The sequence below is a fragment of the Pseudoxanthomonas sp. P4_B2 genome, assembly GCF_056402315.1.
The window spans coordinates 82,615-107,712 of the sequence record NZ_JBFUHQ010000005.1; the positions used below are offsets into that span (position 1 = coordinate 82,615).

The 25,098-nt window shown below is 63.7% G+C and carries 26 protein-coding genes; 11 read left to right on the forward strand and 15 right to left on the reverse strand.

Features of this window, described 5'->3' with window-relative positions:
- Positions 1–3: 3 nt before the first annotated feature.
- Entirely contained in the window at positions 4–1,221 is a 1,218-nt protein-coding gene (gene nhaA / locus AC1DTQ_RS13300; protein ID WP_477850189.1) for a Na+/H+ antiporter NhaA, read from the forward strand.
- Positions 1,222–2,079 carry an NAD-dependent epimerase/dehydratase family protein gene (locus tag AC1DTQ_RS13305; RefSeq protein WP_477850190.1) on the forward strand — a complete coding sequence of 286 codons (858 nt, stop codon included), beginning with the start codon at positions 1,222–1,224 and terminating at the stop codon, positions 2,077–2,079. It abuts the gene before it with no gap.
- Between the two features lie 84 nt (positions 2,080–2,163).
- On the opposite strand, the gene AC1DTQ_RS13310 is transcribed toward AC1DTQ_RS13305, so the two are convergent.
- From AC1DTQ_RS13310 to AC1DTQ_RS13325, 4 genes are all read right to left on the reverse strand, one after another.
- Complete coding sequence (locus AC1DTQ_RS13310) at positions 2,164–2,643, reverse strand: Mpo1 family 2-hydroxy fatty acid dioxygenase (protein WP_477850192.1); 480 nt, start codon at positions 2,641–2,643, stop codon at positions 2,164–2,166.
- Positions 2,644–2,830: 187 nt separating this feature from the next.
- Positions 2,831–3,130: a cell division protein ZapA gene (locus AC1DTQ_RS13315; RefSeq protein ID WP_477850193.1), complete on the reverse strand. Its 300-nt coding sequence runs from the start codon at positions 3,128–3,130 to the stop codon at positions 2,831–2,833.
- The gene (locus tag AC1DTQ_RS13320) at positions 3,127–3,345 is read right to left on the reverse strand and encodes a TIGR02449 family protein (RefSeq protein ID WP_310089554.1); all 219 of its coding nucleotides are present in this window, start codon (positions 3,343–3,345) and stop codon (positions 3,127–3,129) included. Before AC1DTQ_RS13320 ends, AC1DTQ_RS13315 begins: the two co-directional genes overlap by 4 nt.
- A gap of 65 nt (positions 3,346–3,410) precedes the next feature.
- Positions 3,411–5,636, reverse strand: coding sequence for a putative bifunctional diguanylate cyclase/phosphodiesterase (locus AC1DTQ_RS13325; protein WP_477850195.1), 2,226 nt, complete (start codon positions 5,634–5,636; stop codon positions 3,411–3,413).
- 195 nt (positions 5,637–5,831) lie between these two features.
- Here AC1DTQ_RS13325 and AC1DTQ_RS13330 point away from each other — a divergent pair, with 195 nt between their 5' ends.
- Positions 5,832–6,374 carry a UPF0149 family protein gene (locus AC1DTQ_RS13330; protein WP_477850196.1) on the forward strand — a complete coding sequence of 181 codons (543 nt, stop codon included), beginning with the start codon at positions 5,832–5,834 and terminating at the stop codon, positions 6,372–6,374.
- Between the two features lie 17 nt (positions 6,375–6,391).
- Positions 6,392–7,711, forward strand: a complete 1,320-nt coding sequence (locus AC1DTQ_RS13335; protein WP_477850613.1) for an aminopeptidase P N-terminal domain-containing protein — start codon at positions 6,392–6,394, stop codon at positions 7,709–7,711.
- Positions 7,712–7,731: 20 nt separating this feature from the next.
- On the opposite strand, the gene AC1DTQ_RS13340 is transcribed toward AC1DTQ_RS13335, so the two are convergent.
- From AC1DTQ_RS13340 to rph, 10 genes are all read right to left on the reverse strand, one after another.
- Complete coding sequence (locus AC1DTQ_RS13340; protein ID WP_477850197.1) at positions 7,732–8,190, reverse strand: nuclear transport factor 2 family protein; 459 nt, start codon at positions 8,188–8,190, stop codon at positions 7,732–7,734.
- Between the two features lie 96 nt (positions 8,191–8,286).
- The gene (locus tag AC1DTQ_RS13345; protein ID WP_477850614.1) at positions 8,287–8,616 is read right to left on the reverse strand and encodes a low molecular weight protein tyrosine phosphatase family protein; all 330 of its coding nucleotides are present in this window, start codon (positions 8,614–8,616) and stop codon (positions 8,287–8,289) included.
- 10 nt (positions 8,617–8,626) lie between these two features.
- Positions 8,627–9,970: a Xaa-Pro dipeptidase gene (pepQ, locus tag AC1DTQ_RS13350; protein WP_477850199.1), complete on the reverse strand. Its 1,344-nt coding sequence runs from the start codon at positions 9,968–9,970 to the stop codon at positions 8,627–8,629.
- Positions 9,971–10,119: 149 nt separating this feature from the next.
- Entirely contained in the window at positions 10,120–10,467 is a 348-nt protein-coding gene (locus tag AC1DTQ_RS13355; protein WP_477850201.1) for a PilZ domain-containing protein, read from the reverse strand.
- Entirely contained in the window at positions 10,464–12,917 is a 2,454-nt protein-coding gene (locus tag AC1DTQ_RS13360) for a DUF1631 domain-containing protein (RefSeq protein ID WP_477850203.1), read from the reverse strand. The genes AC1DTQ_RS13355 and AC1DTQ_RS13360 overlap by 4 nt, the downstream gene beginning before the upstream one ends.
- Positions 12,918–12,995: 78 nt before the next feature.
- Positions 12,996–14,150 carry a radical SAM family heme chaperone HemW gene (gene hemW / locus AC1DTQ_RS13365; protein WP_477850205.1) on the reverse strand — a complete coding sequence of 385 codons (1,155 nt, stop codon included), beginning with the start codon at positions 14,148–14,150 and terminating at the stop codon, positions 12,996–12,998.
- The gene (locus AC1DTQ_RS13370) at positions 14,150–14,443 is read right to left on the reverse strand and encodes an antibiotic biosynthesis monooxygenase family protein (protein ID WP_477850206.1); all 294 of its coding nucleotides are present in this window, start codon (positions 14,441–14,443) and stop codon (positions 14,150–14,152) included. Before AC1DTQ_RS13370 ends, hemW begins: the two co-directional genes overlap by 1 nt.
- Positions 14,444–14,448: 5 nt before the next feature.
- Entirely contained in the window at positions 14,449–15,045 is a 597-nt protein-coding gene (rdgB, locus tag AC1DTQ_RS13375; protein ID WP_477850207.1) for an RdgB/HAM1 family non-canonical purine NTP pyrophosphatase, read from the reverse strand.
- The gene (locus AC1DTQ_RS13380; RefSeq protein ID WP_477850208.1) at positions 15,042–15,440 is read right to left on the reverse strand and encodes a VOC family protein; all 399 of its coding nucleotides are present in this window, start codon (positions 15,438–15,440) and stop codon (positions 15,042–15,044) included. The genes rdgB and AC1DTQ_RS13380 overlap by 4 nt, the downstream gene beginning before the upstream one ends.
- 88 nt (positions 15,441–15,528) lie before the next feature.
- Positions 15,529–16,254 carry a ribonuclease PH gene (gene rph, locus AC1DTQ_RS13385; protein ID WP_477850210.1) on the reverse strand — a complete coding sequence of 242 codons (726 nt, stop codon included), beginning with the start codon at positions 16,252–16,254 and terminating at the stop codon, positions 15,529–15,531.
- Between the two features lie 78 nt (positions 16,255–16,332).
- Between rph and AC1DTQ_RS13390 the strand changes: the two genes are divergently transcribed.
- The 5 genes from AC1DTQ_RS13390 to AC1DTQ_RS13410 all read left to right on the forward strand — a co-directional run bounded on the left by AC1DTQ_RS13390 (position 16,333) and on the right by AC1DTQ_RS13410 (position 21,371).
- A complete protein-coding gene (locus AC1DTQ_RS13390) occupies positions 16,333–17,193 on the forward strand; it encodes a YicC/YloC family endoribonuclease (RefSeq protein ID WP_477850211.1) in 861 nt (286 codons plus the stop codon).
- A gap of 18 nt (positions 17,194–17,211) precedes the next feature.
- A complete protein-coding gene (gene gmk / locus AC1DTQ_RS13395; protein ID WP_477850615.1) occupies positions 17,212–17,823 on the forward strand; it encodes a guanylate kinase in 612 nt (203 codons plus the stop codon).
- A gap of 170 nt (positions 17,824–17,993) precedes the next feature.
- On the forward strand, positions 17,994–18,293 hold the full coding sequence (gene rpoZ, locus AC1DTQ_RS13400) for a DNA-directed RNA polymerase subunit omega (protein WP_477850212.1): 300 nt from the start codon (positions 17,994–17,996) through the stop codon (positions 18,291–18,293).
- 480 nt (positions 18,294–18,773) lie between these two features.
- The gene (locus tag AC1DTQ_RS13405) at positions 18,774–20,942 is read left to right on the forward strand and encodes a RelA/SpoT family protein (protein ID WP_477850214.1); all 2,169 of its coding nucleotides are present in this window, start codon (positions 18,774–18,776) and stop codon (positions 20,940–20,942) included.
- 45 nt (positions 20,943–20,987) lie between these two features.
- The gene (locus AC1DTQ_RS13410; protein ID WP_310089570.1) at positions 20,988–21,371 is read left to right on the forward strand and encodes a RidA family protein; all 384 of its coding nucleotides are present in this window, start codon (positions 20,988–20,990) and stop codon (positions 21,369–21,371) included.
- Positions 21,372–21,510: 139 nt separating this feature from the next.
- Here AC1DTQ_RS13410 and AC1DTQ_RS13415 read toward each other — a convergent pair whose 3' ends face one another.
- Positions 21,511–22,557 carry an AraC family transcriptional regulator gene (locus AC1DTQ_RS13415; RefSeq protein WP_477850216.1) on the reverse strand — a complete coding sequence of 349 codons (1,047 nt, stop codon included), beginning with the start codon at positions 22,555–22,557 and terminating at the stop codon, positions 21,511–21,513.
- A gap of 152 nt (positions 22,558–22,709) precedes the next feature.
- Here AC1DTQ_RS13415 and AC1DTQ_RS13420 point away from each other — a divergent pair, with 152 nt between their 5' ends.
- Positions 22,710–23,945, forward strand: coding sequence for a parallel beta-helix domain-containing protein (locus AC1DTQ_RS13420; RefSeq protein ID WP_477850217.1), 1,236 nt, complete (start codon positions 22,710–22,712; stop codon positions 23,943–23,945).
- Positions 23,946–23,954: 9 nt separating this feature from the next.
- Positions 23,955–25,094 carry an SO2930 family diheme c-type cytochrome gene (locus AC1DTQ_RS13425; protein WP_477850219.1) on the forward strand — a complete coding sequence of 380 codons (1,140 nt, stop codon included), beginning with the start codon at positions 23,955–23,957 and terminating at the stop codon, positions 25,092–25,094.
- Positions 25,095–25,098 lie beyond the last annotated feature (4 nt).

Sequence of the window (25,098 nt, forward strand, 5' to 3'; positions counted from 1 at the left end):
CGCATGAGTCGAATCAATCCCGTCGCGCGCGGCATCGAACTGCTGCGCGATTTCTTCCGCCTGCAAGCGGCCGCCGGCATTGTGTTGATGGCCGCCGCCGCGCTGGCGATGATCGTGGCCAACTCGCCGTGGCAGGGTGCGTACGAGGCGTTCCGGCATCTGCCGATCGGTATCAGCGTCGGCGATTTCACGCTGGTGAAAGGCGCCGAACACTGGATCAACGATGGATTGATGGCGGTGTTCTTCCTGTTAGTGGCATTGGAAATCAAGCGCGAAACGCTCAGCGGCCAGCTCTCCAGCCGCGAACAAATGCTGCTGCCCGTGTTGTGCGCGATCGGCGGTGTGGCGGTGCCGGCGATCCTGTACTGGGCCGTGAATCAGGGCGGTGCCATCGCGTTGCGCGGCTGGGCCATTCCCACCGCCACCGATATCGCTTTCGCGCTGGGCATCCTGGCGCTGCTGGGTTCACGCGTGCCATTGGGAATGAAGTTGCTGCTGTCGACAATCGCGGTGGTCGACGATCTGGTCGCCATCCTGATCATCGCCATTTTCTATACCCACGACCTGGCTGCGCACCAATTGGCGTGGGCCGGTGCGGGCATCGGCCTGATGATGCTGCTCAACTGGCGTGGTGTGAAGCGGCTCTGGCCCTATCTCTTCCTGGGTGCGCTGGTCTGGTATTTCGTGCTGAAGTCGGGCGTACATGCAACTCTGGCCGGTGTGGTCACTGGTCTATTGATTCCCTTGCGTGGGGACACCACCGACGCGCCTTCGCCGCTGGAACATTCTCCCCTCGAGCAGCTGGAACATACGCTGCATCCCTGGGTGGCTTACCTGGTGCTGCCGCTGTTCGCTTTCGCCAACGCCGGCCTGGCGCTGGGCGATTTGCAAATGAGCGATGCTCTGGCGCCGGTTCCACTGGGCATCGTGCTGGGCCTGGTGCTGGGCAAGCCGGTCGGGATCGTGGCCGTCGCGCTGATCGCGCGCGCCACCGGCATCGCGCGTTTTCCCGAAGGCATGGACTTAAAGGCGATGCTGGGACTGGGCATGCTCTGCGGCGTGGGCTTCACCATGAGTCTGTTCATTTCCAACTTGGCCTTCGCCAGCATCGGCGGCGAGTTCGCAGAAGCTTCGGTGCTGGGCGTGTTGTGCGCCTCGGTGATCTCGGCGCTGGTCGGCTGGGTCTGGCTGCGTTTCACGTTGAAGCCCGGCAACCACTGAATGCGCAGCGCGCTGGTTTTCGGCGGCAGCGGACAGATCGGCATGGCGGTGATCGAAAAGCTGCTGGCGGGCGATTGGCGCGTCACCGCCGTCTCGCGCGCTTCGCAGGGCGATCGCGGAGAGTTGACCTGGTTGCGTGGCGATCTGCAGCGTTCGCCAGGATTGCCGGAGCAGGTCGATGCGGTCTTCAGCCTGGGACCGCTGGATCATTTCTCGTACTGGTACGCGGATACGTTGCTGATCGCGCCGCGCGTGATCGCCTTCGGTTCAACCAGCCTGGAGACCAAACGGGACTCAGAAGACCAGCCCGAGCGCGATGTCGCCGCTCGGCTGCGCGACGCAGAAGCGCGCATCTTCGAGGCCGCCCGGCAACGCCAAGCAGGGGCGACGGTTCTGCGTCCGACGCTGGTGTATGGCGCGGGCCGGGACAAGACCTTGACCCGGATCGCATCGCTGGCGCGTCGCACCGGTTTCTTCGTGTTGCCGAACAGCGCCAATGGATTACGGCAACCGGTGCATGTGCAGGATCTGGCCGACGCCGCCTTGGCGGTGGTCGACGCCGGGAACGCCCGCGGCCGCAGTTACGCGTTGCCGGGAGGAGAAACGCTGCCTTATGCGGAGATGGTGAAGCGTACGCTGGCATCAGTGCAGCCGCCGGCGAGGTTGATCCGGGTGCCGACGCCGTTGTTCAAAGCCGCGTTGGCGGGCGCGCACGCGCTCGGAAAAATGCAGAGCCTGGGCAGCGCGGCGGTAGCGCGGATGCAAGAGGACCTGGTGTTCGATGTGGAGCCCGCGCGCAGGGATTTCGGTTATTCGCCGCGAGGATTCCAGCCGACGAACGGCATGTTTTCCTCGTAGAGCCGAGCTTGCTCGGCCGCTCTTTGCAGAGAATCAAGAGCAGCCGAGCAAGCTCGGCTCTACAAAGGCGTCAGGAGGTGTTTTTCAATACTTCCAGCCCATCTTGCGATAGAACTTGGACAGCACCCAGATCGGGCCGATCATCAGATAGACCAGGTCGGTCAGGAAGCTCGGCTTTTTGCCTTCGATCTTGTGGCCGATGAACTGCGCGATCCACGCCACCACGAACACCGCGATGGCCGAATGCAGCAGCGTCTGCAAACCATAGCGCTGTTCGATCAAACGACAAATACAGCCCATGACGAAGAACACGGCGAGCATCCCGTACCCGATGGGACGGGACAGACGGTTATAGAAAACCCACGACGCGAACATGGCCAGCCCGGCCCAGATGCCGTTCCTGAACAGCGTGCCGAACATCGGGATGCACCACAGCAAGGCCACGACCGACCATAGGATGGCGGGCACCGCGAACACGTGGATCAGTTGGTTGGTGTCGTTGCGATGGTCGCCGGAATAACTTTCGAACCAGCGATCGATGGGGCGTTCTACCGTCGCATTCATACATCCCTCCCGAGGATCAGTGCGCGAGGGTATGGAGCATAGCCGATCAAGGCAGCCGTTTCCGCCCTATCCGCCCCCAATGGGCCATCGACTTCGAGAACAGCGTACCGCCGCGTGCCGGCGACTATTCCCAGCTGTCTGCTTCTTCTGGCTCCGGCGAGAGACGAACCGCCGGAAGATCCGTGATTCAGCGCGGCGTATCCAGTACGCCATCCAGCTTGCGATGCAGATCGTCCAGCGTATGCGACAGTTCGCGGTCGCGCGCGCTGCGCTCGTCGCGCAACTGCTGCAACTCGTGCGCCAGGTTGAGCGCGGCGAGCACCGCCACGCGGTCCACCGCCGCCATCTTGTTGCCGCCGCGCACTTCGCGCATTTTGCTGTCCAGCAATTTGGCCGCCGCCATCAGGCTGCTGCGCTCGCCCGCTTCCACGCCCACGGTGTATTCGCGGTCCAGGATGTGGACGCTGACCGGTTCGTTGCCGCTCACGTGTGTTGCTCCAATGACTTGAGACGCGTGATCATGGCTTCCACGCGCGAACGCGCTTGCTCGTTCTTGGCCAGCAGTTGCGAACGTTCTCCGACCAGTTGCTCCTGCTGGGTACGCAGGCTGCGGTTCTCGTCCGCGAGGCGTTGGCAGCGTTCGACCAGCGCCTGCACGCGCGCGGCCAGGGAGCGGAGCTGTTCGAGGGCGTCGTTGTCCATGGCGGTCACGATAGGGGTGCGCCGGGCAGGCGGTCAAGCGATAACCGACCAGGCGGTCGCCGCGCTCACGAAGCGGCCTTGATCTCGTCGTGGCTCATGCCGTATTCGCGGATGAAGCGCAGGCAGGCGTCCGGAGCCAGGGCATGGGAAATCCAGTGGCCCTGGATCTCGTCGCAGCCGTGGTCTCGCAAGAATTGCAGCTGGGCGGCGGTTTCCACCCCTTCGGCGATCACATTGAGCGATAGCGAATGGCCCATGTTGATGATGGTGCTGGTGATGGCCTCGTCGTCGGTATCGTGGGTCAGGTCGCCGACGAATTCCTGATCGATCTTCAGCGTGGTCAGCGGCAGGCGCTTGAGGTAGGCCAGCGAAGAGTAGCCGGTGCCGAAGTCGTCGATGGCCAGCGACACGCCCAACCGGCGACAGGCACGCAGGGTATCGGCGTTCTTCTCCGGGTTGGCCATGATCACGCTTTCGGTCAATTCCAGTTCCAGGCAGTGGGCGGACACGCCGGTTTCCTCCAGGATCTGCGCAACCACGTCGGACAAGTCGCCGCGCTGGAGCTGCAGCGCCGACACGTTGACCGCCACGGTCAGGCCGGGCAGGCCTTGCTGGTGCCAGCTATGCAGCGTCATCAACGCTTGCCGCAGCGCCCAGGCGCCGATTTCCAGGATCAGACCCGACTCCTCGGCCAGCGGGATGAACTGGCCGGGCGAAACCTCGCCGAAATCCTTGCTTTCCCAGCGCAACAGCGCTTCGACCCCGGTGATGCGGTGCTCGGTGAGGGAAAGGCGCGGCTGGAACACCAAGGCGAGCTCGTCGCGTTCCAGCGCCCTTCGCAAGGCGCTGGCCAAGATCGCACGATGGCGGGTTTTCTCGTCCATCGTCTCCGAATACACCTGGTAGGTGTGGCGTCCGGCGGCCTTGGCCTGGTACATGGCGGTATCGGCATGCTTCAACAGGTCGGTGGGAACCTGGGCGTGGTCCGGATACAAGCTGATGCCGATGGAAGGCGATACCGAGAGTTCCAGCCGCTCACCGAAGCTGAGCGGCAGCATGAAGGCGTCGATGATCTGCTGGGCGATGACTTCCGCGTCCTCCATCGAACCGATGTCTTCCAGCACCACGGTGAATTCGTCTCCGCTCAGCCGCGCGACGGTGTGCTGCGCACCGACGGTCTGCTGCACGCGCGCAGCGGCCGCGCGCAGGATGCGGTCGCCGGTGGCGTGTCCCAGGGAATCGTTGATGTCCTTGAAGCGGTCCAGGTCGATGAACAACACCGCGACTTTGCCGCTTTCGCGGCGCGCCCGCACGATGGCGCGCGACAGACGCTCGGACAGCAACGAACGATTGGGAAGGCTGGTGAGGGTGTCGTAGTTGGCCAGATAGCGCAGCTCTTGCTCGGCGCGTTTCTGTTCGGTGATGTCGTTGAGCACCTGCACGTACAAGTTGCGCTGGCCGCTGGCATCAGGCACTACGTTGGTCTCGATCTTGCACAGGATTTCCTCGCCATCCTTGCGCAGCTTCCACATTTCGCCGGACCAGCGACCGTCGCGGCTGATGTCTTCGCGCATGCGCTCGTGCGATGCGGCGTCTTGCTGGCCGCTGTCCAGCATCTCCATGGGCTTACCGATGACTTCGGTGTCGGCATAACCGGTGATGCGGGTGAAGGCCTGGTTGACGGCGATGAAGTTGTAATCCCAGTCCAGCACCGCCACCGCTTCGCTCATGCTGCGCATCACTTCGCTGGCGATCCGGTGCTCGTATTCGGCGTTGCGGCTGGCGGTGATGTCGCGCGCGGTGCCGGCGATGCGCAGCGGCCGTCCTTGTAGGTCGCGTTCGACCACGCGGCCGCGCGCGCGTACCCAGGCCCAGGTGCCGTTGCCGCCCAGGTCCATGCGGTGCTCGGACATGAACAATGGGGTTTCGCCCTGCAGATGGCTGCGCAACCGCTCCATCACCAGCGGCAAATCCAGTTCATGAATCGGCGGGACGTCGCCCTGCCGAGTCAGCACGGTGATTTCCGCCGAATGCGCGATGCTCTCGTCGGCGCGCATGTGGTGCATGCGGCGTCCGATCAGGTCGTAGTCCCAGAAATGTTCGCCGGAGGCCCACAGCGCCAGTTTCAAGTGCTCATCGCGCTCGCGTTGCGATTCGGTTCTGGGCGGTTCCAGCGACTCGCGCTGCCTGGACTGCCAGTAACGCTGCGCCGCGATCGCCAGCACTACCGCAAGCACCAACAACGCCACCAACATTGCGATCATCCGCGCGCCCTGAAAGGCCGTCGGCATGGCGGTTGCGACGATAATGGCGGCGGATGCGAATAACATGACTCGGTCTGCGGTCCTCGCTGCGCGGAATACGGCCGGCGGATTGTCGAGTGTAGGCACGCCGAGGACCGGACAACAAGCCGTTTGCCCGTGTTTTCGTTGCTACACTTTCCACCCGGGCCGCCGCTGTCCGAATTGCTTTACGGAATACGTTGAATGGCCGAACTTCCCCTCATCGATGAAGTAGCCCAGGCTTCCCGGCGTTCCGGGCTGGCCGCGGAGCCCTCCGAACTGCACGGCGCGTTGTGCGGCTGGTTGTCCGGCGGCGGCGAGAATGCGGCGAACTGGCCGGCACGCGTGCTCGCCGACGATAGCCTGCCCGCACCCGAGCCGGACAGCGCGCTGGACGAATTGCGCAAGGCCAGCGTCGCCCAGTTGGACGACCGCGGTTTCGGGTTCGAGCTGCTGCTCCCGGAAATAGACGATTCGCTCAACGCGCGGGCCGATGCGCTGTTCGATTGGTGCCGCGGGTTTCTTGGCGGTTTCGGCCTGGCGGTGGGCGCCAATCCGCCGTTGTCCGAGGAGGCGGAGGAAGCGCTGCACGACCTGGCGCGACTGGCCCAGGCGGCGCCGGAGAGCAGCGACGACGACGAGGACGAGCACGCGCTGGCCGAGATCGAGGAATTCGTCCGCGTCGCGGTCCTGTTATTGCATGGGGACTGCGTGCTCGCGCCGCGTCATCGCCAGAGCCTGAATTGATGAAGGCGGCGACCGGCATGGCATCGACGGGTATCTCCGCTGCCGAGTTCGCGCGGCGCCGCAAACAGCTGATGCGGATGTCCACCGACGATGCGATCCTGATCCTGGCCGCCGCGCCGGAGCGCGTGCGCAGCCACGACACGCATTACCCTTATCGCCAGGATTCCGACTTCTGGTACCTCAGCGGATTCAACGAGCCGGAAGCGGTGCTGGTGCTGGTGCCCGGCCGCAAACATGGCGAGGCGCTGCTGTTCTGCCGGGAACGCGATCCCGAGCGCGAGGGTTGGGATGGCCCGCGTGCGGGACAGGAAGGCGCTGTCGAACAATTCGGCATGGACGATGCCTATCCCATCGAGGACCTGGACGAAATCTTGCCCGGCCTGCTGGAAGGCCGGTCGCGCGTCTATTACCACTTTGGTCGCGATGCCGAGTTCGATCTCAAGCTGATCGGCTGGGTCAACCGGGTGCGCGAACAGGTCCGGCACGGCGCGCAGCCGCCGCACGAATTCCTCGAGCTCGGCCATCTGCTGCACGAACTTCGCCTGTTCAAGTCGAAGGGCGAACTGAAGCTGATGCAGCGTGCCGCCGACATCAGCGTGGAAGCCCATCGAGTGGGGATGCGCGCCTCCCGACCCGGCATCCACGAATACGAACTGCAAGCGGACATCGAACGGGTGTTCCGCGCCAACGATGCCTGGCCCGCCTACGGCAGCATCGTCGGCGCCGGCGCCAATGCCTGCGTGCTGCACTATCGCGCCAATAACGCGCGTGCCGTCGATGGAGATCTGGTGTTGATCGACGCGGGCGCCGAGTTCCGCGGGTATGCGTCGGATATCACCCGCACCTTCCCGGTCAACGGTCGCTTCAGCAAAGAGCAACGCGCGTTGCACGATCTGGTCGGCGCCGCGCAGGCGGCCGCTTTGACGCAGGCCAAGCCGGGCTTGCCTTACGAGGCAGGCCACAATGCGGCGGTGGAAACGCTGACCGAAGGTCTGCTGGAACTCGGCCTGTTGAAAGGCAAACTGGAAAAGAACATCGCCAACGGCCAATACCGCCGTTTCTACCGGCACAAGACCGGCCACTGGCTGGGCCTGGATGTGCACGATGTGGGCGAATACCGCCTGGCCGGCGAATCGCGGATGTTGGAGCCGGGCATGGTGTTCACCCTCGAGCCGGGTCTGTACGTATCCTCCGACGACCACACGGTCGACGCGAAGTGGCGCGGCATCGGCATCCGTACGGAAGACGATGTGTTGATCACCGCGGAAGGGAACCGGGTGCTCACCGACAAGCTAGCGCGTAGCGCGGATGAGATCGAAGAATTGATGGCGAGCTGATCCCAACGGCAGCGTAGCGATCAGGAAGTCTTGGGCAACGGCAATGAGGCCTGTCCGAACACGTAGCGCCAACCGTCCTTGGTGCGCACATAGGTATCGCTAAACCAGAGTTGATAGTCGAACGGCGTACCGTCCTTGCGCGTGCCCTGCATCCACAGCTTGGCAGTGACCACCGCGGTATCGCCCCAGACGCGCACGGTCTGCTCACTGTCTTCCTGGTGTGTGTATTCGCGGATGCGGTCCTCGGCTTCCTTCAGCAGATCGGCCTTAGTACTGACCGCGCCATTGCCGATGACCAAGATGAAATCATCCGCCAGTATTTTCGCCATGGCCGCGGCGTCGTTGGCTTTCACTGCTGCCTGATATTGCTTATCCAGTGCGGCAACGGCGACGATATCGTCGCTTTCGGAACCCTGCGCCGCGAAGGTCGCCGCAGCGAGGAAGAAGAGGGTGATGGGTTTTGACAACCGACGCATCATGACGCGCTCCGATCAGTAGAAGACGGCCAGGCTAGTGCCCACTCAGGCCGGCCGCTCGCCGTTTTCGGACAAGGTCACCCCGTCCAGCGAACCGCTTCAGGAAGAGGGCAGATGTCTGGGAACCCGGGCGTTCAGCAGCTCCACCAGCGCCGGTTCCATATAGTCGAAATTATCCGGGATCTCTAGGCAGACGACGCGCTTGCCGACCAGTTCCGCCTTGAATTTCGCCGACAGTTTCGAGCGATGCGCGCGTTCCATTACCAGGATCAGGTCGGCCCACCCCAACAGCTCCGGCGTCACCGGATTGTCCGCATCGCGATTGATTCCTGCCGAAGCGGTTTCGATGCCCGGCCACGATGCGAACACCTGTTCGGCGGTCGGACTGCGCAGCCGATTGCGGCTGCATACGAATAGAACGTTCCTAATCTTCGTCGGCTCAGGCCGCCGCCGCGAACGCGGGCCGGGTCAGGTTCACCGCATCGCCTTCGGTGCACATTACTTCGTCCTCGATGCGAATACCTCCATACGGACGGAACGCATCCACACGTGCCCAGTCCACACTGTCCGCATGACCGTTCTTCTTCACTTCGTCCAGCAGCATGTCGATGAAGTACAAGCCCGGTTCGATGGTCACCACCATGCCCGGTTCCAGCACGCGGGTCATGCGCAGGTAAGGGTGACCGGGCGGGCGAGGGATCTTGCCGCCGCGGTCGCTTTCGGCGAAGCCGGCCACGTCATGCACTTGCAGACCGATCGGGTGGCCTAACCCGTGGGGGAAGAACGCGGCGCTGACGCCGGTTTCCAGGGCGGCTTCGGGCGAAACCTTGATCACCCCGAAATCCTTGAGGATGCCCATCAGGGTCAGATGCGAATCGACGTGCAATTGCTTGTAGTCGACACCGGCGCGCACGCCTTCGCCCATCTTGATCTGCGCCGCATCCACCGCATCGATCATGGCCTGGAATTCGCCGGACTTGTCTGTCGCATAGCTGCGGGTGATGTCGCTGGCGTAGCCGTGGAAGCTGGCGCCGGCGTCGATCAGGAAACTGCGTACTGGCGCGGGCGCGCTGCGGCCCAGTTCGGTGTAGTGCAGCACCGCGCCGTGTTCGTTCAAGGCCACGATATTGTTGTAGGGAAGTTCGCCCAGGTCCTGGCCCACCGCGCCGCAGTACGCCATGTGGATGGCGAATTCGCTCTTGCCCTCACGAAACGCCGCTTCGGCGGCGCGATGGCCGCGCACGGCCAGGTGTTGGGCTTCGCGCATCAGCGCGATCTCGTACGGGGTCTTGTAGGAGCGCTGGTATTCCAGGTAATCGACCACCGTGGCCGGGTTGTTGGGCGCGTAATGCTCGCCAGGAGAGGTTCCCAACGTGCTCTGCGGTTCGCCCAGGATCGCGCAGCGCGCCGCGGGTTTGGGCAGCAGCGCCAGCGCTTCGTCCGGTTTGCGGATGATGTGGATGTCGAAATGTTCCACCCACCAGCCACTGGGCGCGTCGGGCACTACGTGCCAGTAGTCGAAAGGCTGGTAGAAGATCACTTTCGGACGCTGGCCCTGGGTGTACACCAGCCAGCTGTAAGGCACGCGCGTCAGTGGCAGCCAGGCCTTGAACTGTGGATTGACCGCATAGGGGTAATCGCGATCGTCGAAGACCTGGTAGTGCTGGGTGCCGCTGGGCACGACGAGATGGTCGAAGCCGCCGCGCGACAGGGCCTCGTCCGCGCGCCGCTTCATCGTGGCCAGGTGATCGGCATACAGGGCATTGAAATCGAGAGGAGTCATCGCAGGCGCTCGTTCGGAATGGTGCAATTTTGCCGCAACTGACGTTTGCGCGCAGCGAAGCCTGGCCTTCCCTCAGTCTGGAGAAGAGTCTGAATCCGGAACGGAGTCTTTGAGCGGGTAGGCCGGGGCTACTGCCCGACGCACGGCGTTCAGCCGCGCGCCACGGGACGTGCGATCCACTGGCGCAGAATCGCCAGCTGGTTTTCCTCGATGGTCAGGAAGCGCAGACCCGCCCAGCTCTGGCCGGGCGTGTTGGCGCTCCCCACCCAGATCAGATGCGCGCCTACGTCAATCGCGACCGACCGGCCAGCAGGGTTGGCGATCTCGAACCGTAGCTGATACAGCGCATCTTCGACCAAGGGTGCGTTGGCTACCAGCAACATGCCCGATTCGGAGATATTGCCCAGCCGGCCGATGATCTGTTCGGACATGGTGTCGACCACCATCACAGGTTCATGCACGTTGCGGCGCTGCGTGCGGCGCGAGTCGTTGCTCATGCGTTCGCTCCGTTGCCCGTTGCCGCCGCGGCGCCGGTGAAATTGCGCAGTGCGCTGACCGTGGCGCGCCAGGCGCGATCGATCAGGCGGCCCTTATCCTGCGTGACCACGTGGACCTGGTCGCGCGCCATCAGTCGCGCCAGGCTATCCATCGACTGTTCGCCGATACGTTGGCCGCGCTGATTGACGAATAGCGCATGGTCGGTGATCGGGCTGTACCAGGACAGGCGCTGGCGGGTGACGTCGCCCTGCTGGTTCTTGACGAACTCGAACCAGGTGCCGAACGGCAGCGTGCGCAGATAGTCGTGGCACTCCTGTTCCTTCGGCGAACGGTCGATATGGATTTTCTTCGGAATCTCGACCTGCTCGCCAAGACGGGCACGGGCTTTGAGGCGGGCGGTCAGTTCGGTTCGCGACGTGGTCTCGTCGTCTTCGGCGCTGGACAAGCGGCGGGCAATGGCCGCGGCTTCGTCGGCGTGATAGCCGACCTGCATCAGGGCGCTTTCGATCCGCGGGGTGAGCTTGGGATCCGCTAGCGGCGCATCCGCCGTGCCGGCATCCGCACTGGTGACGGCGGCGATGCGTTGGGTGATCTCGACCTGCTCGCGCCATTCCTCGGAATCCTGGCCGTTACGCAGCTGGGTAAGGGTGAGCACATCGGCCCAGGCCTGATTCAACAAGGCATGGACGAATTTCGGCGGCACATGGCCCTGCAGAGCGCCATCGATGGTTTCGGCGGCCCGCTGCTTGGCGACCTCGAGACGGTCCTTGCCGCGCGCGGCTTCCACGTGCCGGCGCTCGGTGACTTCCGCCTTGCGCGCCATGGCGCGGAAATGCGCCTGTACGTCGTTGTTGACGCTCTCGAACACCTCGTCGTCGCCGTTGTAGTCGGTGACCACCCGGTCCACGGCGTGGTGCAGTTTCTGCAGCAGCTGTGGGTCCACATCGTCCTCGCCCAGCCAGGCGGCCCCTGATTCAGCTACCGAGTTCAGCAATTCGCGTGCGGGATGTTGGGGACGCAGGAAGAACTCGCGATCGTGCAACGCCGCGCGCACCACCGGTACCTGCAGGCGCATCAACAGGTCCGCCGCCGGCGCGTCGCGCTGCACTTCGCGCTCGATTTCGTTGTACAGCAGGCCGAGCAGTTCGAAGGTGTCGGCATCCTGCTGCACCAGTGCCGCATCCGGTCCATGCTGTTCGCGGACCTGCTCCAGCATGGCTTCCTGCAGGTCCAGCACGGTGCGGCGTGGCTGGCCGGGCCCGACCGCTATCGGCGCAGCCTGTAGCGTGCGCAGCGTGCTGAGTACGTCATGGGTGGACAGGCGCGCGCCCGTGCTATTTATCTCTGTCGGCGGGAAAGTGGCCCCGCCACCCGGTTGCGGAGCGCCGGTCTGGCGAACCTGTCCAATGGAAGCAGCCGGGGTGCGCCCTGCCGGAATGCCAGGTGGAGACGTCGCGATGCGGCGCCCCTGCAGCAATTGCTGCAAAGTGGCGAAAGAAGCAGCATCGCTGCTCGCACGGCTGGCGTCGTCGATACCCGCGACGGCTTGTGCCGCCTCTGTGCTGCCCGAAACCGGTGGCGATGCGCCGCCTGCGGAAGCTCCCGCGTCCAGACCGAATGTCGACCAGGCCGAAGGCGAGGAGTGCCCATACCAATCGGTCATCGGGCGCGAAGCGCCTTCCGCTGCATGGGGGCCGCCCGTGCCCGCCCTGCGGCTTCCTCCGTCGCTGCGTGCGCGCTGCGGCGCGTAGACCAGGCCCGGCAACACGCCTTGCTGGGCGAGCAGGGTGTTGAGTACCTCAATCCAATTGACATAGTCGACCAGGGCTTTCAGGTCGAAGGACTTGTACAGCAACAGCTGAGAATCCAGGTCGATTTCGAAGGCGGCAGCGACCGACGCGCGCAGCACTTTGCACAGCGCCTGCGGTCCGACCGGCAGTTGCGCGGCATCGAAGGCCGGCGAACCGGCCAGCACACCGAAACGCTGGCCCATCAGATAGAGCGGAGTGCGCGCGCGCGCATCGTGACGCAGCGCGATCTCCCGCAGCACGATGTCCTGGTCCATCTCTGCGTCTTCGACCAGGGTCATGGTCCGGTACTCGATGCGCTCGTGCACCTCCTTGGACGGCAGAACGCGCGGCTGACGGATGGTGGCGAACTCGCCCTCCAGTCCCGCCAGAAACATCGGCAGCAGATCGGCGCGGCTCTTGCGCAAGCCGTGCAGATTGGCGAACTGCTCGGCCTGTTTCTCGTTGCTGCGCGCGCGTTCGGCCAGTTTGAACAGCTGCTGCTCGGATTCCACCAGCATCTGGCCGATGCGTTCGCTGAGGTCGATGGAGACCCGACCGAAAAAAACGCCCAGGATCTTGCGCACGCGCGGCGGCAGCGACGACGCTTGCGCGATCGTTGCCGGAGTCGACGAAGGCATTGCGGGCGGTCTGCTGGACATTGGTTCAATAACTCCCCTGATGCCGGTTTTAACACATTACCTCAGCGGCAAGCCCAAGGGTCGGTTCTGTAGCTCTGGTTACCGTTCCAGGAACAGCTCCATCACATCATTGGCGAAGCGACGGCCGAGTTCGGTCGGCACCACCCGATCGCCGGCGACGGTCAACCAACCACGGGCGCGGGCATGGTCCAGGGGATCGGCGATGCGATCGCGTCCCAGACCGGTCCAGGTTTCGAAATCGACCAGCGCAAATCCCTCGTTGAGCCTTAGCGCATTGAGCATGAATTCGAACGGACGCCGTCCTGGGGCGATGCGCTCGTCGCCACCCAACGATTCCTGACTGCCGGCCTCAGCCAAATAGGCGGTCGGGTGCTTGGTCTTCCAGCGGCGCAGGATGTCCTGCTCTGCGCCCAGCGTGAGTTTGCCGTGGGCGCCCGCGCCGATGCCCAAGTAGTCGCCGAAACGCCAATAGTTGAGGTTGTGTGCGCATTGGCGCCCGGGCCGTGCGTAGGCGCTGACCTCGTACTGCGCATAGCCCGCATCGGCCAGCAGGGCCTGGCAATGTTCCTGCATGTCCCAGGCGCTGTCGTCGTCGGGCAGGCCCTTCGGCGGACGGGCGAAGAACATCGTGTTCGGCTCCAGCGTCAGCTGGTAGTGCGAAATATGCGTGGGTTGCAGGGCGAAGGCGCGCTGCAGGTCGTATTCGGCCATCGCCAGGTCTTGCCCGGGCAGCGCGTACATCAGGTCCAGGTTGAAGTTGTCGAAGCCCGCGTCCTGCGCCAGCTTCACCGCGCGTTCGGCTTCGGCGCTGTCGTGGATGCGGCCGAGGCGCTTGAGGCAGCCGTCGTCGAAGCTCTGGATGCCGAAGCTGATGCGGTTGACCCCCGCCTCGCGGTATTTGTCGAAGCGTCCGTGTTCGGCGGTGCCTGGATTGGTTTCCAGGGTGATCTCGAGATTCGGGGCGAAACGCAGGCGGCTGCTGGCGGCCTGCAGGAAACGGTCGATCTGCTCCGGCGGGAACAGGCTGGGCGTGCCGCCGCCGAAGAATACCGAGTGGATGCTGCGTCCCCACACCAGCGGTAGGTCCTGGTCCAGGTCGCGGATCAGCGCATCGACGTAACCGGCGAACGGCAGCGCACCCTTGCCTTCGTGCGAATTGAAATCGCAGTACGGGCATTTGCGCACGCACCAGGGCAAGTGCACGTACAGCGACAGCGGGGGCGGGATCATCATCAAAGGGTGTAACGGCCGAGACGGCGCTCATGAACGGTCAGCACATCGCCCTGCGCGTCGATTGTCGCGTAGCGGGGCGCGGCGGCTTGCTGGAATGCATCGTAATCGGCTTGGCTGCGCCAGCGGTCCAGGGTGAGGTAGGCGCCGGTCTCATTGTCGCGCATCAGCTCGGTGTCCAGATAACCGACATATTCCCTGAATAACGAGACCCACGCGCCTTGCAGGCCGTACAGGGCCTCGAACTCGGATTCCGATCCCGCAAGTACCGTGTATTCCCATATCACCACGAACATGTCGCCTACCCCAACGCGGCGTGCAGGCGTTCGCGCAGCAGCGCCAGCGCTTGGCCGCGATGGCTCAGCCGGTTTTTCAGGTCCGGTTCCATCTCCGCAGCGGCCTGGTCATGGTGCGGATCGAAGAACACCGGATCGTAGCCATGCCCGCCGCTGCCGCGGCGCTCGTGCAGGATGCGGCCGTTCCACTGGCCTTCCACGATCAACGGCTGCGGATCTTCGGGATGGCGCAGCAGCACCAGTACGCAATAGAAGTGCGCAGTACGGCGATCGTCCGGCAGATCGCGCAAAGCTTCCAGCAACTTGTCGATATTGCGCGAGGCATTGCCGTGTTCGCCGGCATAGCGCGCCGAGTACAGGCCGGGTGCGCCGTTCAAGGCATCGACGCAGATCCCGGAGTCGTCGGCCAGCGCGGGTAGGCCGGTGATGCGGGTGGCGTGGCGCGCCTTGATCAGTGCGTTTTCCACGAAGGTGCTGCCGGTTTCGTCCGCATCGTCCACGCCCAACTCGGACTGTGCGATCAGTTCGATGCCGTTGCCGGCCAGCAAATCCCGCAGCTCTTCGAGCTTGCCCTGGTTGGAGGAAGCGAGCACCAGTTTCACGCGGACCGCCCGGGTTGCAGCAGATCCCAGCGGTTTCCGTAGCGATCGCGGAATACGGCGACGGTGGCGTATTCCTCTTCGCGCGGCTGCTCCAGGAATTCGATGCCGTTGGCTTTCATCGCCTCGTAGTCGCGCCAGAAATCGTCGGTCTGCAGGAAGAATCCGACACGTCCGCCAGTCTGGTCGCCGATGCGCGCGCGCTGGGCCTCGTCGCTGGCCTTGGCAAGCAGCAGGCCGCTCTCGTTACTGCCTTGCGGCGCCACCCGGACCCAGCGCTTGCCGTTGCCCAGATCGGTGTCTTCCAGCAGCGCGAAGCCGAGCGCGCCGGTGTAGTGGGCGATGGCTTGGTCGTAATCGTCGACGACCAGGGTGATGAGGCTGAGGGTTTGCTTCATGAGGTGCGGTTGCATGATCAGGTGGGAGCGCGAGTTTTACCGCCGAACCCAAGAGCTCGCGCCGGGACGGCGCTCCCACGTTGAGTTTTCAGAGTGCCAATGCTGCGCGCTGCGCGGCGAACAACTCGCCGATGCCTTTCTCGCCCAGCGCCAGCATGTCGTTCAATTCGTCGCGACGGAACGCGTGGCCCTCGGCGGTGCCTTGCAGCTCGATGAAGCCGCCGCCGTCGTTCATCACTAGGTTCATGTCGGTATCGCAGTCGCTGTCTTCCGGATAGTCCAGATCAAGCACCGGTACGCCACGATAAATGCCGACCGATACGGCGGCGACCGCGCCGTGGATCGGATCGCGCTTGATTTCGTTCCTCGCCTTCAGCCAGTTGACGGCGTCCACCAGCGCCACGTATGCGCCGGTGATCGCGGCGGTGCGGGTGCCGCCATCGGCCTGTAGTACATCGCAGTCGAGGGTGATGGTGCGTTCGCCCAGGGCATTGCGGTCCACGCAGGCGCGCAGCGCGCGGCCGATCAGGCGTTGGATTTCCAGGGTGCGTCCGCCCTGCTTGCCGCGCGAGGCTTCGCGATCGCTGCGGGTGTGGGTGGAGCGCGGCAACATGCCGTATTCGGCGGTGACCCAGCCTTCGCCCTTGCCGCGCAGGAAGCCCGGCACACGGTTCTCCACGCTGGCCGTGCACAGCACGCGGGTCTCGCCGAACGATATCAGTACGGATCCTTCGGCGTGACGGGTGTAGCCGCGCTGGATGCCGACTTCGCGCATCTGTTCGGGGAGGCGGCCACTGGGGCGGGCAATGGTCATGCGCTGATCCATGAAAGGGTAGGCCGTGAAAAGGGTGGGCTAGGTTACCATTCGCTCCCCGCAGCACCGGCCGACCCGATGATCCGCAGCATGACCGCCTACGCCACCGCCGAGCGCGCCACCGATGGCGGCACGCTGGCGTGCGAATTGCGAGCGGTGAACCACCGCTTCCTGGAGCTCGGCCTGCGCTTGCCCGAAGAACTGCGCGTACTGGAACCGGCCCTGCGCGAACGCATCGCCGCGCGCATCGCCCGGGGCAAGCTGGATTTCTCACTGCGCCTGCGTTCGCCGGAAGGCGAGGGCGGGCTGCAACTGAATGCGTCGCTGGTGATGCAGCTGTCCGAATTGGCGCTGGACATGACCGCGCGTTTTCCGGCGTTGCGCACCGAATTCATCGATCTGCTGCAATACCCGGGCGTGCTGCAGGCCCGTTCGACTGATGCCGAGGTTCTGCAGGCCGAGGCGCTGGCCTTGCTGGACACCTTGCTGGACCAGTTCGTCATCGCGCGCGAGCGCGAGGGCGAAAAGCTGGCCGTGGCGATCAACGAACGGGTCGATGCGCTTGCCGCCTGCGCAGCCGAGGTGCGCGAGCTGATTCCGACCATCCGGACTGGCCAGCGTCAGAAGCTGGAAACTCGCCTCGCGGATATAGCCCAGAACGTCGATCCCGGCCGGGTGGAGCAAGAATTGGTGCTGTGGTTGCAGAAGCTCGATGTGGATGAGGAGCTGGACCGCCTGGACAGCCACATCAAGGAAATCCGCCGGGTGCTGAAGCAGACCGAACCGGTTGGCCGCCGCCTGGATTTCCTGCTGCAGGAGTTCAATCGCGAGGCCAATACGCTGGGTTCCAAGTCGGTCGACGTGCGCACCACCAATATCGCGGTGGAACTGAAAGTGCTGATCGATCAGATCCGCGAACAGGTGCAGAATATTGAATAAGGCTGCGAGCGAATGAGCATGCGTGGAACCCTCTACGTGGTCGCCGCGCCTTCCGGCGCCGGCAAAAGCAGCATCGTCAATGCTGTGCTGGCGCGCGACCCGCAGATCGCGCTGTCGATTTCGTTCACCTCGCGCCAGCCGCGCCCGGGCGAACGCCACGCGCAGCACTACAACTTCGTTTCTGCCGACGACTTCCAGCAGATGATCGACGCCGGCGATTTCTTCGAGTACGCGAAAGTGCACGGGGACTGGAAGGGCACCGCGCGCCAGTCGGTGGAGCCGCAATTGAATGCCGGCAAGGACGTGCTGCTCGAGATCGACTGGCAAGGTGCGCGCCAGGTGCGGACCAAGGTGCCCAACGCGGTCAGCGTGTTCATCCTGCCGCCTTCGCGCGAAGCGCTGGAGCAGCGCATGCGCACCCGCGGCCAGGACAGCGAAGCGGTGATCGCGCAACGGCTGGCGGCCGCGCGCGAGGAAATGTCCCACTACGGCGAATTCGACTATCTGATCGTCAACGAGGTGTTCGACACCGCGGTGGAGGAGATGTGCGCCATCTTCACCGCCAGCCGCCTGCGCAAGGAGCCGCAGGTGGCCCGGCACGCGGGGCTGATCCAGACCTTGCTGGGGTAGGGCCGCGGCGGTCTTGCGCCGTCGGGGCCGGATCGAATCCGGTCCCGCATGCCCAAGCTATTGATTAACAAGGCCGAAATGGCATAAATGCTTGCATGCAGCCGGCCCCGGCCCTACAATCCGCGCCCCTTTCTGTATTAATCGCGCGACCCCGGTCGCCGGGAGCCCGCATGGCCCGCATCACCGTAGAAGATTGCCTGGAAGTTGTTGATAACCGTTTCGAGCTGGTCATGATGGCCGCCAAGCGCGCCCGCCAGCTGGCCAACGGCGTGGAGCCGCTCATCGATAACCACGAAAGCGGCGACAAGCCGACCGTGCTGGCGCTGCGCGAGATCGCCGCGCGCAAGATCGACAACGAGCTGATCAACAAGGTCGAGAAGGCCGAACGCGAACGCGCCGAGCGCGAGGCGCTGGAATGGGCCGCCGCCGAAGTGGTCGCCGACGACGATTTGTCGAAGGGCGACGACTGATCGGTTTTCCAGTCTTCAGTTGCCTATCGAACAGCCCGCGAAAGCGGGCTGTTTGCTTTTCTGGCGCCTTATGATCGCAGGTGATGGTTCATCGCGATCCGCCCCTTCAATCGTCATCCCAGCGAACGCTGGGATCCATCTTGATCCTGCTTCTGAGTCTTGAAGCAAAGGCAAAGCGTTGCGCGAATTACTTTCTTTGCTTGTGCAAAGAAAGTAACCAAAGAAACACCCCCTAACGTCGCGCCCGGCGATGCAGCCGCCGGGTCCGCAAGCGGCCCGGGAATTTCCGTAAGGCGCATCCTGCGCCTCCGGAAACGGCGCACATCCTTGTGCGCCGCCCCTTTGGGGTTTGCCCGCCCCACTTGCCGCGTCTCACGGGGTTCCTAAAGCAACATCGACGGCAACGGCAACGGCAACGGCAGCTAGCTAGGCATTCCATCTTAATTTGCCGTTATTTGGCCGCTGGCATAGGCTTGCGGCATGACTCCGAGCCGTTCCAGCAAGACCGTCGATCATTCGCCGCCTCATGAAAATGAGGTGCCGGCGTATCTGCGGCAGTTGGAACAGGCCGCCAGTTACCTTCCTGCCGAACAATTGCCGCTGCTGCGACGCGCCTGGCAAGTCGGCGCCGCCGCCCATGAAGGCCAGACTCGCAAGTCGGGTGAACCCTACATCACCCATCCGGTGGCGGTGGCACAGGTGTTGGCCGAATTGGGGCTGGATGTCGAAACCCTGATCGCGGCGATCCTGCACGACACCATCGAAGACACGCCGCTCACCCACGCCGAGATCGCCGAAGGTTTCGGCGAATCGGTGGCCGAGCTGGTCGACGGCGTCACCAAGCTGGATAAGCTGCACTTCCGCGACCGCCAGGAAGCGGCGGCGGAAAGTTTCCGCAAGATGCTGCTGGCGATGTCGCGCGATCTGCGCGTGATCATGATCAAGCTGGCCGACCGCTTGCACAACATGCGTACGCTGGGCGCCCAGAGTCCCGAGGCGCGGAAGCGCATCGCCAAAGAAACTCTGGACATCTACGCGCCCATCGCCCAACGGCTGGGCATGAACCTGGTGAAGTCCGAGCTGCAGGACCTCGGTTTCCGCGCCATGTATCCGTGGCGCCACGCCATCATCGACAAGCACATCCGCAGCCAACCGGTGGTGCGGCGCGAATCGATGGCGCAGATCGAGGCGCACCTGTCGCAGCGCCTGACCCGCGACGGGCTGGAGCACCGCCTGGTCAGCCGCATCAAGACGCCCTGGAGCATCTACAACAAGATGCATGGCGAAGGCAAAAGCTTCGATCAGGTGATGGATGTGTTCGGCTTCCGCGTGGTGGTGGACAGCGTGCCGCACTGTTATCAAGCGCTGGGATCGGTGCACGCGCAGTACAAACCGCTCGACGCGCGCTTCCGCGATTTCATCGCCATTCCCAAGGCCAACGGCTACCAGTCGCTGCACACGGTGCTGTTCGGCCCTTACGGTTCGCCGATCGAGGTGCAGATCCGTACTGTGGAAATGGATCTCATCGCCGAACGCGGCATCGCCGCGCACTGGACCTACAAGTACGGCGCGCAGGCGCCCAACAGCGCGCAGAGCCGGGCGCATGCCTGGATCATGGAGCTGATCGAAAACCAGCGCGCTGCCGGCTCATCGCTGGAATTCCTGGACAACGTGAAGGTCGACCTGTTCCCGGACGAGGTCTACCTATTCACGCCCAAGGGCAAGATCCTTTCGTTGCCGCGCAGTTCCACCGCGCTCGATTTCGCCTACGCCGTGCACACCGATGTCGGCAACCAGGCGGTGGCCTCGCGGGTGGACAAGAAGCTGGTGCCGTTGCGCACCAAACTGGCCAGCGGACAGAGCGTGGAGATCATCACCGCCAAATCCGCCCTGCCCAAGCCGCAGTGGCTGGAGTTCGTGGTCACCAGCAAGGCGCGCACGGCGATTCGCCACCAGCTCAAGCAGTTGGAGCACGAAGACGCGGTGCAGCTCGGCCACCGTATGCTGGATCGCGCGCTGGAGGATCTGGACAGTTCGCTGGAACGTTTGCCGCAGCAGCGCCTGGAAGCGTTCCTGGCCGAACATCGTTATCCGCGCCTGGAAGCGTTCTTGGCCGACGTCGCGTTGGGCAATTGGATGCCGACGCAGGCCGCGCAGGCGCTGACCGCCTACGCCGAACTGCGTGGCGGCGGGCATTCCAAGCATTCGCAGGAAAAGATCCTGATCAATGGCACCGAGCGCGGCGTGGTCAGCTTCGCCAATTGCTGCCAGCCGATTCCCGGCGACGAGATCATGGGCTACCACACCGCCGGCAAGGGCATCGTGGTGCACCGCCTGGATTGCCCCAACGTGGTCGAATTCCGTAAATCGCCGGAACGCTGGATTCCCATCGACTGGGACACCAGCGTCACCGGCGACTACGACGCCGCATTGCTGATCGATGTGGAAAACCGTCCCGGCGTGCTCGCCCAGGTCGCCGCCGCAGTGGCGCAAAGCCAGTCCAACATCGATCGTGTCGAATATCTGGAGCGCGACATCAATGCTGCGGTGCTGCGTTTCTCCATCCAGGTGCGCGACCGCAACCATCTGGCCGAAGTGATGCGAAGGTTGCGGCGTTTGAGCGTGGTCCACGGCGTCAGAAGGCAATGACGCCCTTGCTTTAGAATGCGCGCAAGCCCCGTTTATGGAATCGCCATGACCCGCCAGATCATCCAGACCGACCATGCTCCCGCCGCCATCGGCCCGTATTCGCAGGCGGTGCGTAGCGGAAACACCGTCTATTTCTCCGGGCAGATCCCGCTGAATCCTGCGACCGGCAACCTGGTCGAAGGGGACATCGCAGTGCAGGCCAGACGCGCGTTCGACAATCTCAAGGCGGTCGCCGAAGCTGCGGGCGGTTCGCTCGCGCAGATCGTCCGGCTCGGTCTCTACCTGACCGACTTGGGTCAGTTCGCCGCAGTGAATGCGGTGATGCAGGAGTATTTCAATGCTCCCTTTCCTGCACGCTCCACCGTCGAAGTGTCCGCGCTCCCAAAAGGCGCAGTATTCGAGGTCGACGCAGTGATGGTGATCGACTGACGGAAGCCGATCGACCGACAAAAACGTGGGAGCGGCGTCCCGCCGCGAGCTTTTGATCTTACTTCGCACGTCGATCGCGGGATGCAAGGTAAAGCTCGCGGCGGGACGCCGCTCCCACTCTTGGATTCTTGCCTTTCGCTTACGCCATCTGCTCGCGCGCTTCGCTCGGCGTATGCCCGGTCCAGCGCTTGAATGCGCGCCGGAACTCGCGCGCGTCGGCGAAGCCGATGCGGCTGCCGACCTGGCTGATGGTCAGATTGTGGTCGTGCAGCAACTCAAGCGCGCGTTCGGTGCGAATGCGGTCGTGCAACCGGCTGAAGCTGATGCCGTCGGCAGCTAACTGGCGGCGCAGCGTACGCTCGCTCAGGTGCATGACGCCGGCGATGGCCGAAAGCGGCGGGTTCTCACGCACGTGCTGGCGCAGGAAGCGTTCCACCGTCGCAGCCAGTTCGCTTTGCGGCGAGGCGATGTCGGCCAGCTGCTTCTGGCACAACTCCAGCACCTGGCGCGCATTGACCGCGTTGTAGGTGGGAAATTCCAACGCCATCCATTCGCTGTCGATCACCATCAGATTGCGCGGACGATCGAAATGCAACTCGCACTGGAACAACTCTGCGTACTTGTCGGCATAGGCAGGCGCCGGGTAAGTCAGCTCCAGCCGCAAAGGGCGGAATAGGGGGCCGATCAGTTCCCGCGCCACCATCAGCGAACTGGCGAACATCTCTTCGCACAGGAACGGCAGGATCGCCGGCATCATCACAGGTGCGCGCGCGGTCATCGCCACTTCGCCAGGGGTGCTGGTGTCGGTGTCGATATCCAGCATGGCGCCGGTGGTGCGCTGGTAGGTCATGCCCAGCAGAACCGCTTCGCCGAAGGTCGGCGCGGTCTTCATAGCCAGTCCCAGCAGGCCGAAATTGCCGACGTTCTGCCGGCAGCCTACCTGTAGGCCCAAGTCGGGCTGGGCCAAGGCCGTCAATGCGCGCGCCACGATCTCGCTGGCCTGGCGATAGGACACGCGGGTGGCGGGGTCGTCGATTTCCTGTGGGTCCAGGCGCATGCCCTTGAACCAGGGGGTGCTGTCCATTGTCCGCTCGCGCGCCAGTTGCACCAGATGGCACAGCATATTGGTCGGAATGACCGCCGCCGCCAGCCGCACTTCGTTGACCGGGTCTGTGGTGACGCGCATCGAAGCCCTCCCCAGCTTGTCCGCTTTGCCCCCCCAAGTATGCCGCTCCTGCCCTCACTCCCGTCAAGGACGGCGAACCAGACTGCATCACCACCTCCGGGTGGATACGCGGCCGTATGCGCCGCCGCCGCCGATACTCCAGGAGATTCCAGATGCGACAGTACGTCGTGGTAGCTACCTTGTTGCTGGCGCTGACCGCCTGCCAGAAAAACGAAACCGCGCCGGCAAGCGCGGCCGTCGCCGCCGGCGATGCCGGTTTCGCCGCGCAACTGCATGAGCGCTTGCTGGACGCCAAGCCGGGCGATGTGATCGAGATTCCGGCCGGCAAGTTCACTTTCGACCGCAGCCTGACCCTGCGTGCGGACGGTGTGACCATCCGCGGCGCGGGCATGGACAAGAGCGTGCTCAGCTTCAAGGGCCAGAAGGCCGGCGCCGAAGGCCTGCTGGTCAATGGCGACGACTTCACCATCGAGAACCTGACCATCGAGGACTCCAAAGGCGACGGCCTGAAGATCAGCGAATCGAAGAACGTCACCATCCGCAAGGTGAAGGTGCAATGGACCGGCGGTCCCAGCACCAAGAACGGCGCCTATGGCCTGTATCCGGTGCTGACCAAGAATGTATTGATCGAGGACTCCGTCGCCATCGGAGCTTCCGACGCCGGCATCTACGTGGGTCAGTCCGACGGAGTGATCGTGCGCCGCAGCCGCGCCGAATCCAACGTCGCCGGCATCGAGATCGAGAACACCATCAACGCCGACGTATACGAGAACGTGGCGACCAAGAATACCGGCGGCATCCTGGTCTTCAACATGCCCAATCTGACCCAGCAGGGCGGCAACATCCGCGTGTTCAACAACAAAGTGATCGCCAACAACACCGAGAATTTCGGCGCCAAGGGCACGCCGGTCGCTAGCGTGCCGGCGGGTTCGGGCATGGTGGTGAACGCCAACGACGACGTGGAGATCTTCGACAACGAGATTTCCGACAACGCCACCGCGAACTTCATCATCTCCAGCGTCTATTCCACCGGGTATAAAGATTCCAGCATGGCCAAGGATTTCGATCCGTATCCGGAACGCATCTACGTGCACGGCAACAAAGTGAGCGGCGGCGGCGATTCGCCCGACGGGATGGACCTTAAGGCGTTGAAAATAGCGATGTTCGGGCTCAGCGGCAGTTTTCCTGATGTGCTCTGGGACGGTTACTACAACAAAGACCGGAAGGTCGATGGCAAGGCCGCGGCTGGGCCGGAAATCTGCTTGCGCAACGTCAGCGGCGTGGTCAATGCCGACGGTCCCGGCGGATACAAGAATCCAAGCAAGGACGCCAAGCCCTTCGAGTGCGATCTGCCGCGGTTGCCGGCAGTGGATTTGGGACGCGGCTGAGGTCGAATTATGCCGTTGCGTGGTTTCACCTTGCTTGTCCTGGTATTGCTGCTGTCGGCGTGCAAGCGTGAAGACGTCGGCGTGCATTTCTTCGCCCAAGGCCAACCCAAGGCGTTGAGCGAATGGCGCGTGCTCAAGGTCGAAGAGGGACGCCTGTCGTTGAACGAAGGCGTGGTGCCGTACGACCTCAACACACCGTTGTTCAGCGACTATGCGCACAAGCTGCGTACGGTCTGGATGCCGAAGGGTAAGTCCGCGTCATACGCGGCGCAGAACAGCTTCGCCTTTCCGGTGGGCACCATCATCAGCAAGACCTTCTATTACCCATTGCCAGGTAATGGCCATTGGGATGGAAAGTCGGTCGCGCGTACCAGCGCCAACTCCGGTCTGCAGAGTGAATCGCTGGACCTGTCTAAGGTGCGGTTGATCGAAACCCGCCTGCTGGTGCGCCGCGAAGCGGGCTGGGAGGCGATGCCGTATGTCTGGAACGAGGCGCAGACCGAAGCCACGCTCAGACGCGCGGGCGAGCTGATTTCCCTCGAGCTTGTGGCCGATGACGGCAGGCGCGAAACCGCGAACTATCAGGTGCCCGACCAGAACCAGTGCGCCAGCTGCCACGCTACCGATAACAAGACCCGCGCTCTGCGCCCCATCGGGCCGAAGGCGCGCAACCTCAATCGCGATTTCGCTTACACGACAGGCAGCGAAAACCAGCTAGCCCATCTTTCGCGGGTCGGTTATCTGGTCGGTGCGCCCGCTCCGGAGCAGGCGCCGCGCAATGCGAATTGGCAAGACGCCGCCCACGAGAAGCTGGAGGACCGCGCGCGCGCCTATCTGGACGTCAACTGCGGCCATTGCCATAGCCCAACCGGCCCTGCGATCACTTCCGGCATGTGGCTGGACGCGTCCATCACCGATCGTCTGAAGCTGGGTTTCTGCAAGCAACCGGTGGCGGCGGGCAAAGGCACCGGCAATCGCCTGTACGACATCGCCCCGGGCCAGGCCGATGCTTCGGTGCTGATGTTCCGCATGGACAGTGACGATCCTTCGGTGATGATGCCGGAGCTGGGGCGCTCGGTCGTGCATCGCGAAGGCGTGGAGCTGATACGGGAATGGGTAAACGCGCAGAACGGCGCGTGCGATACGTGAGGTA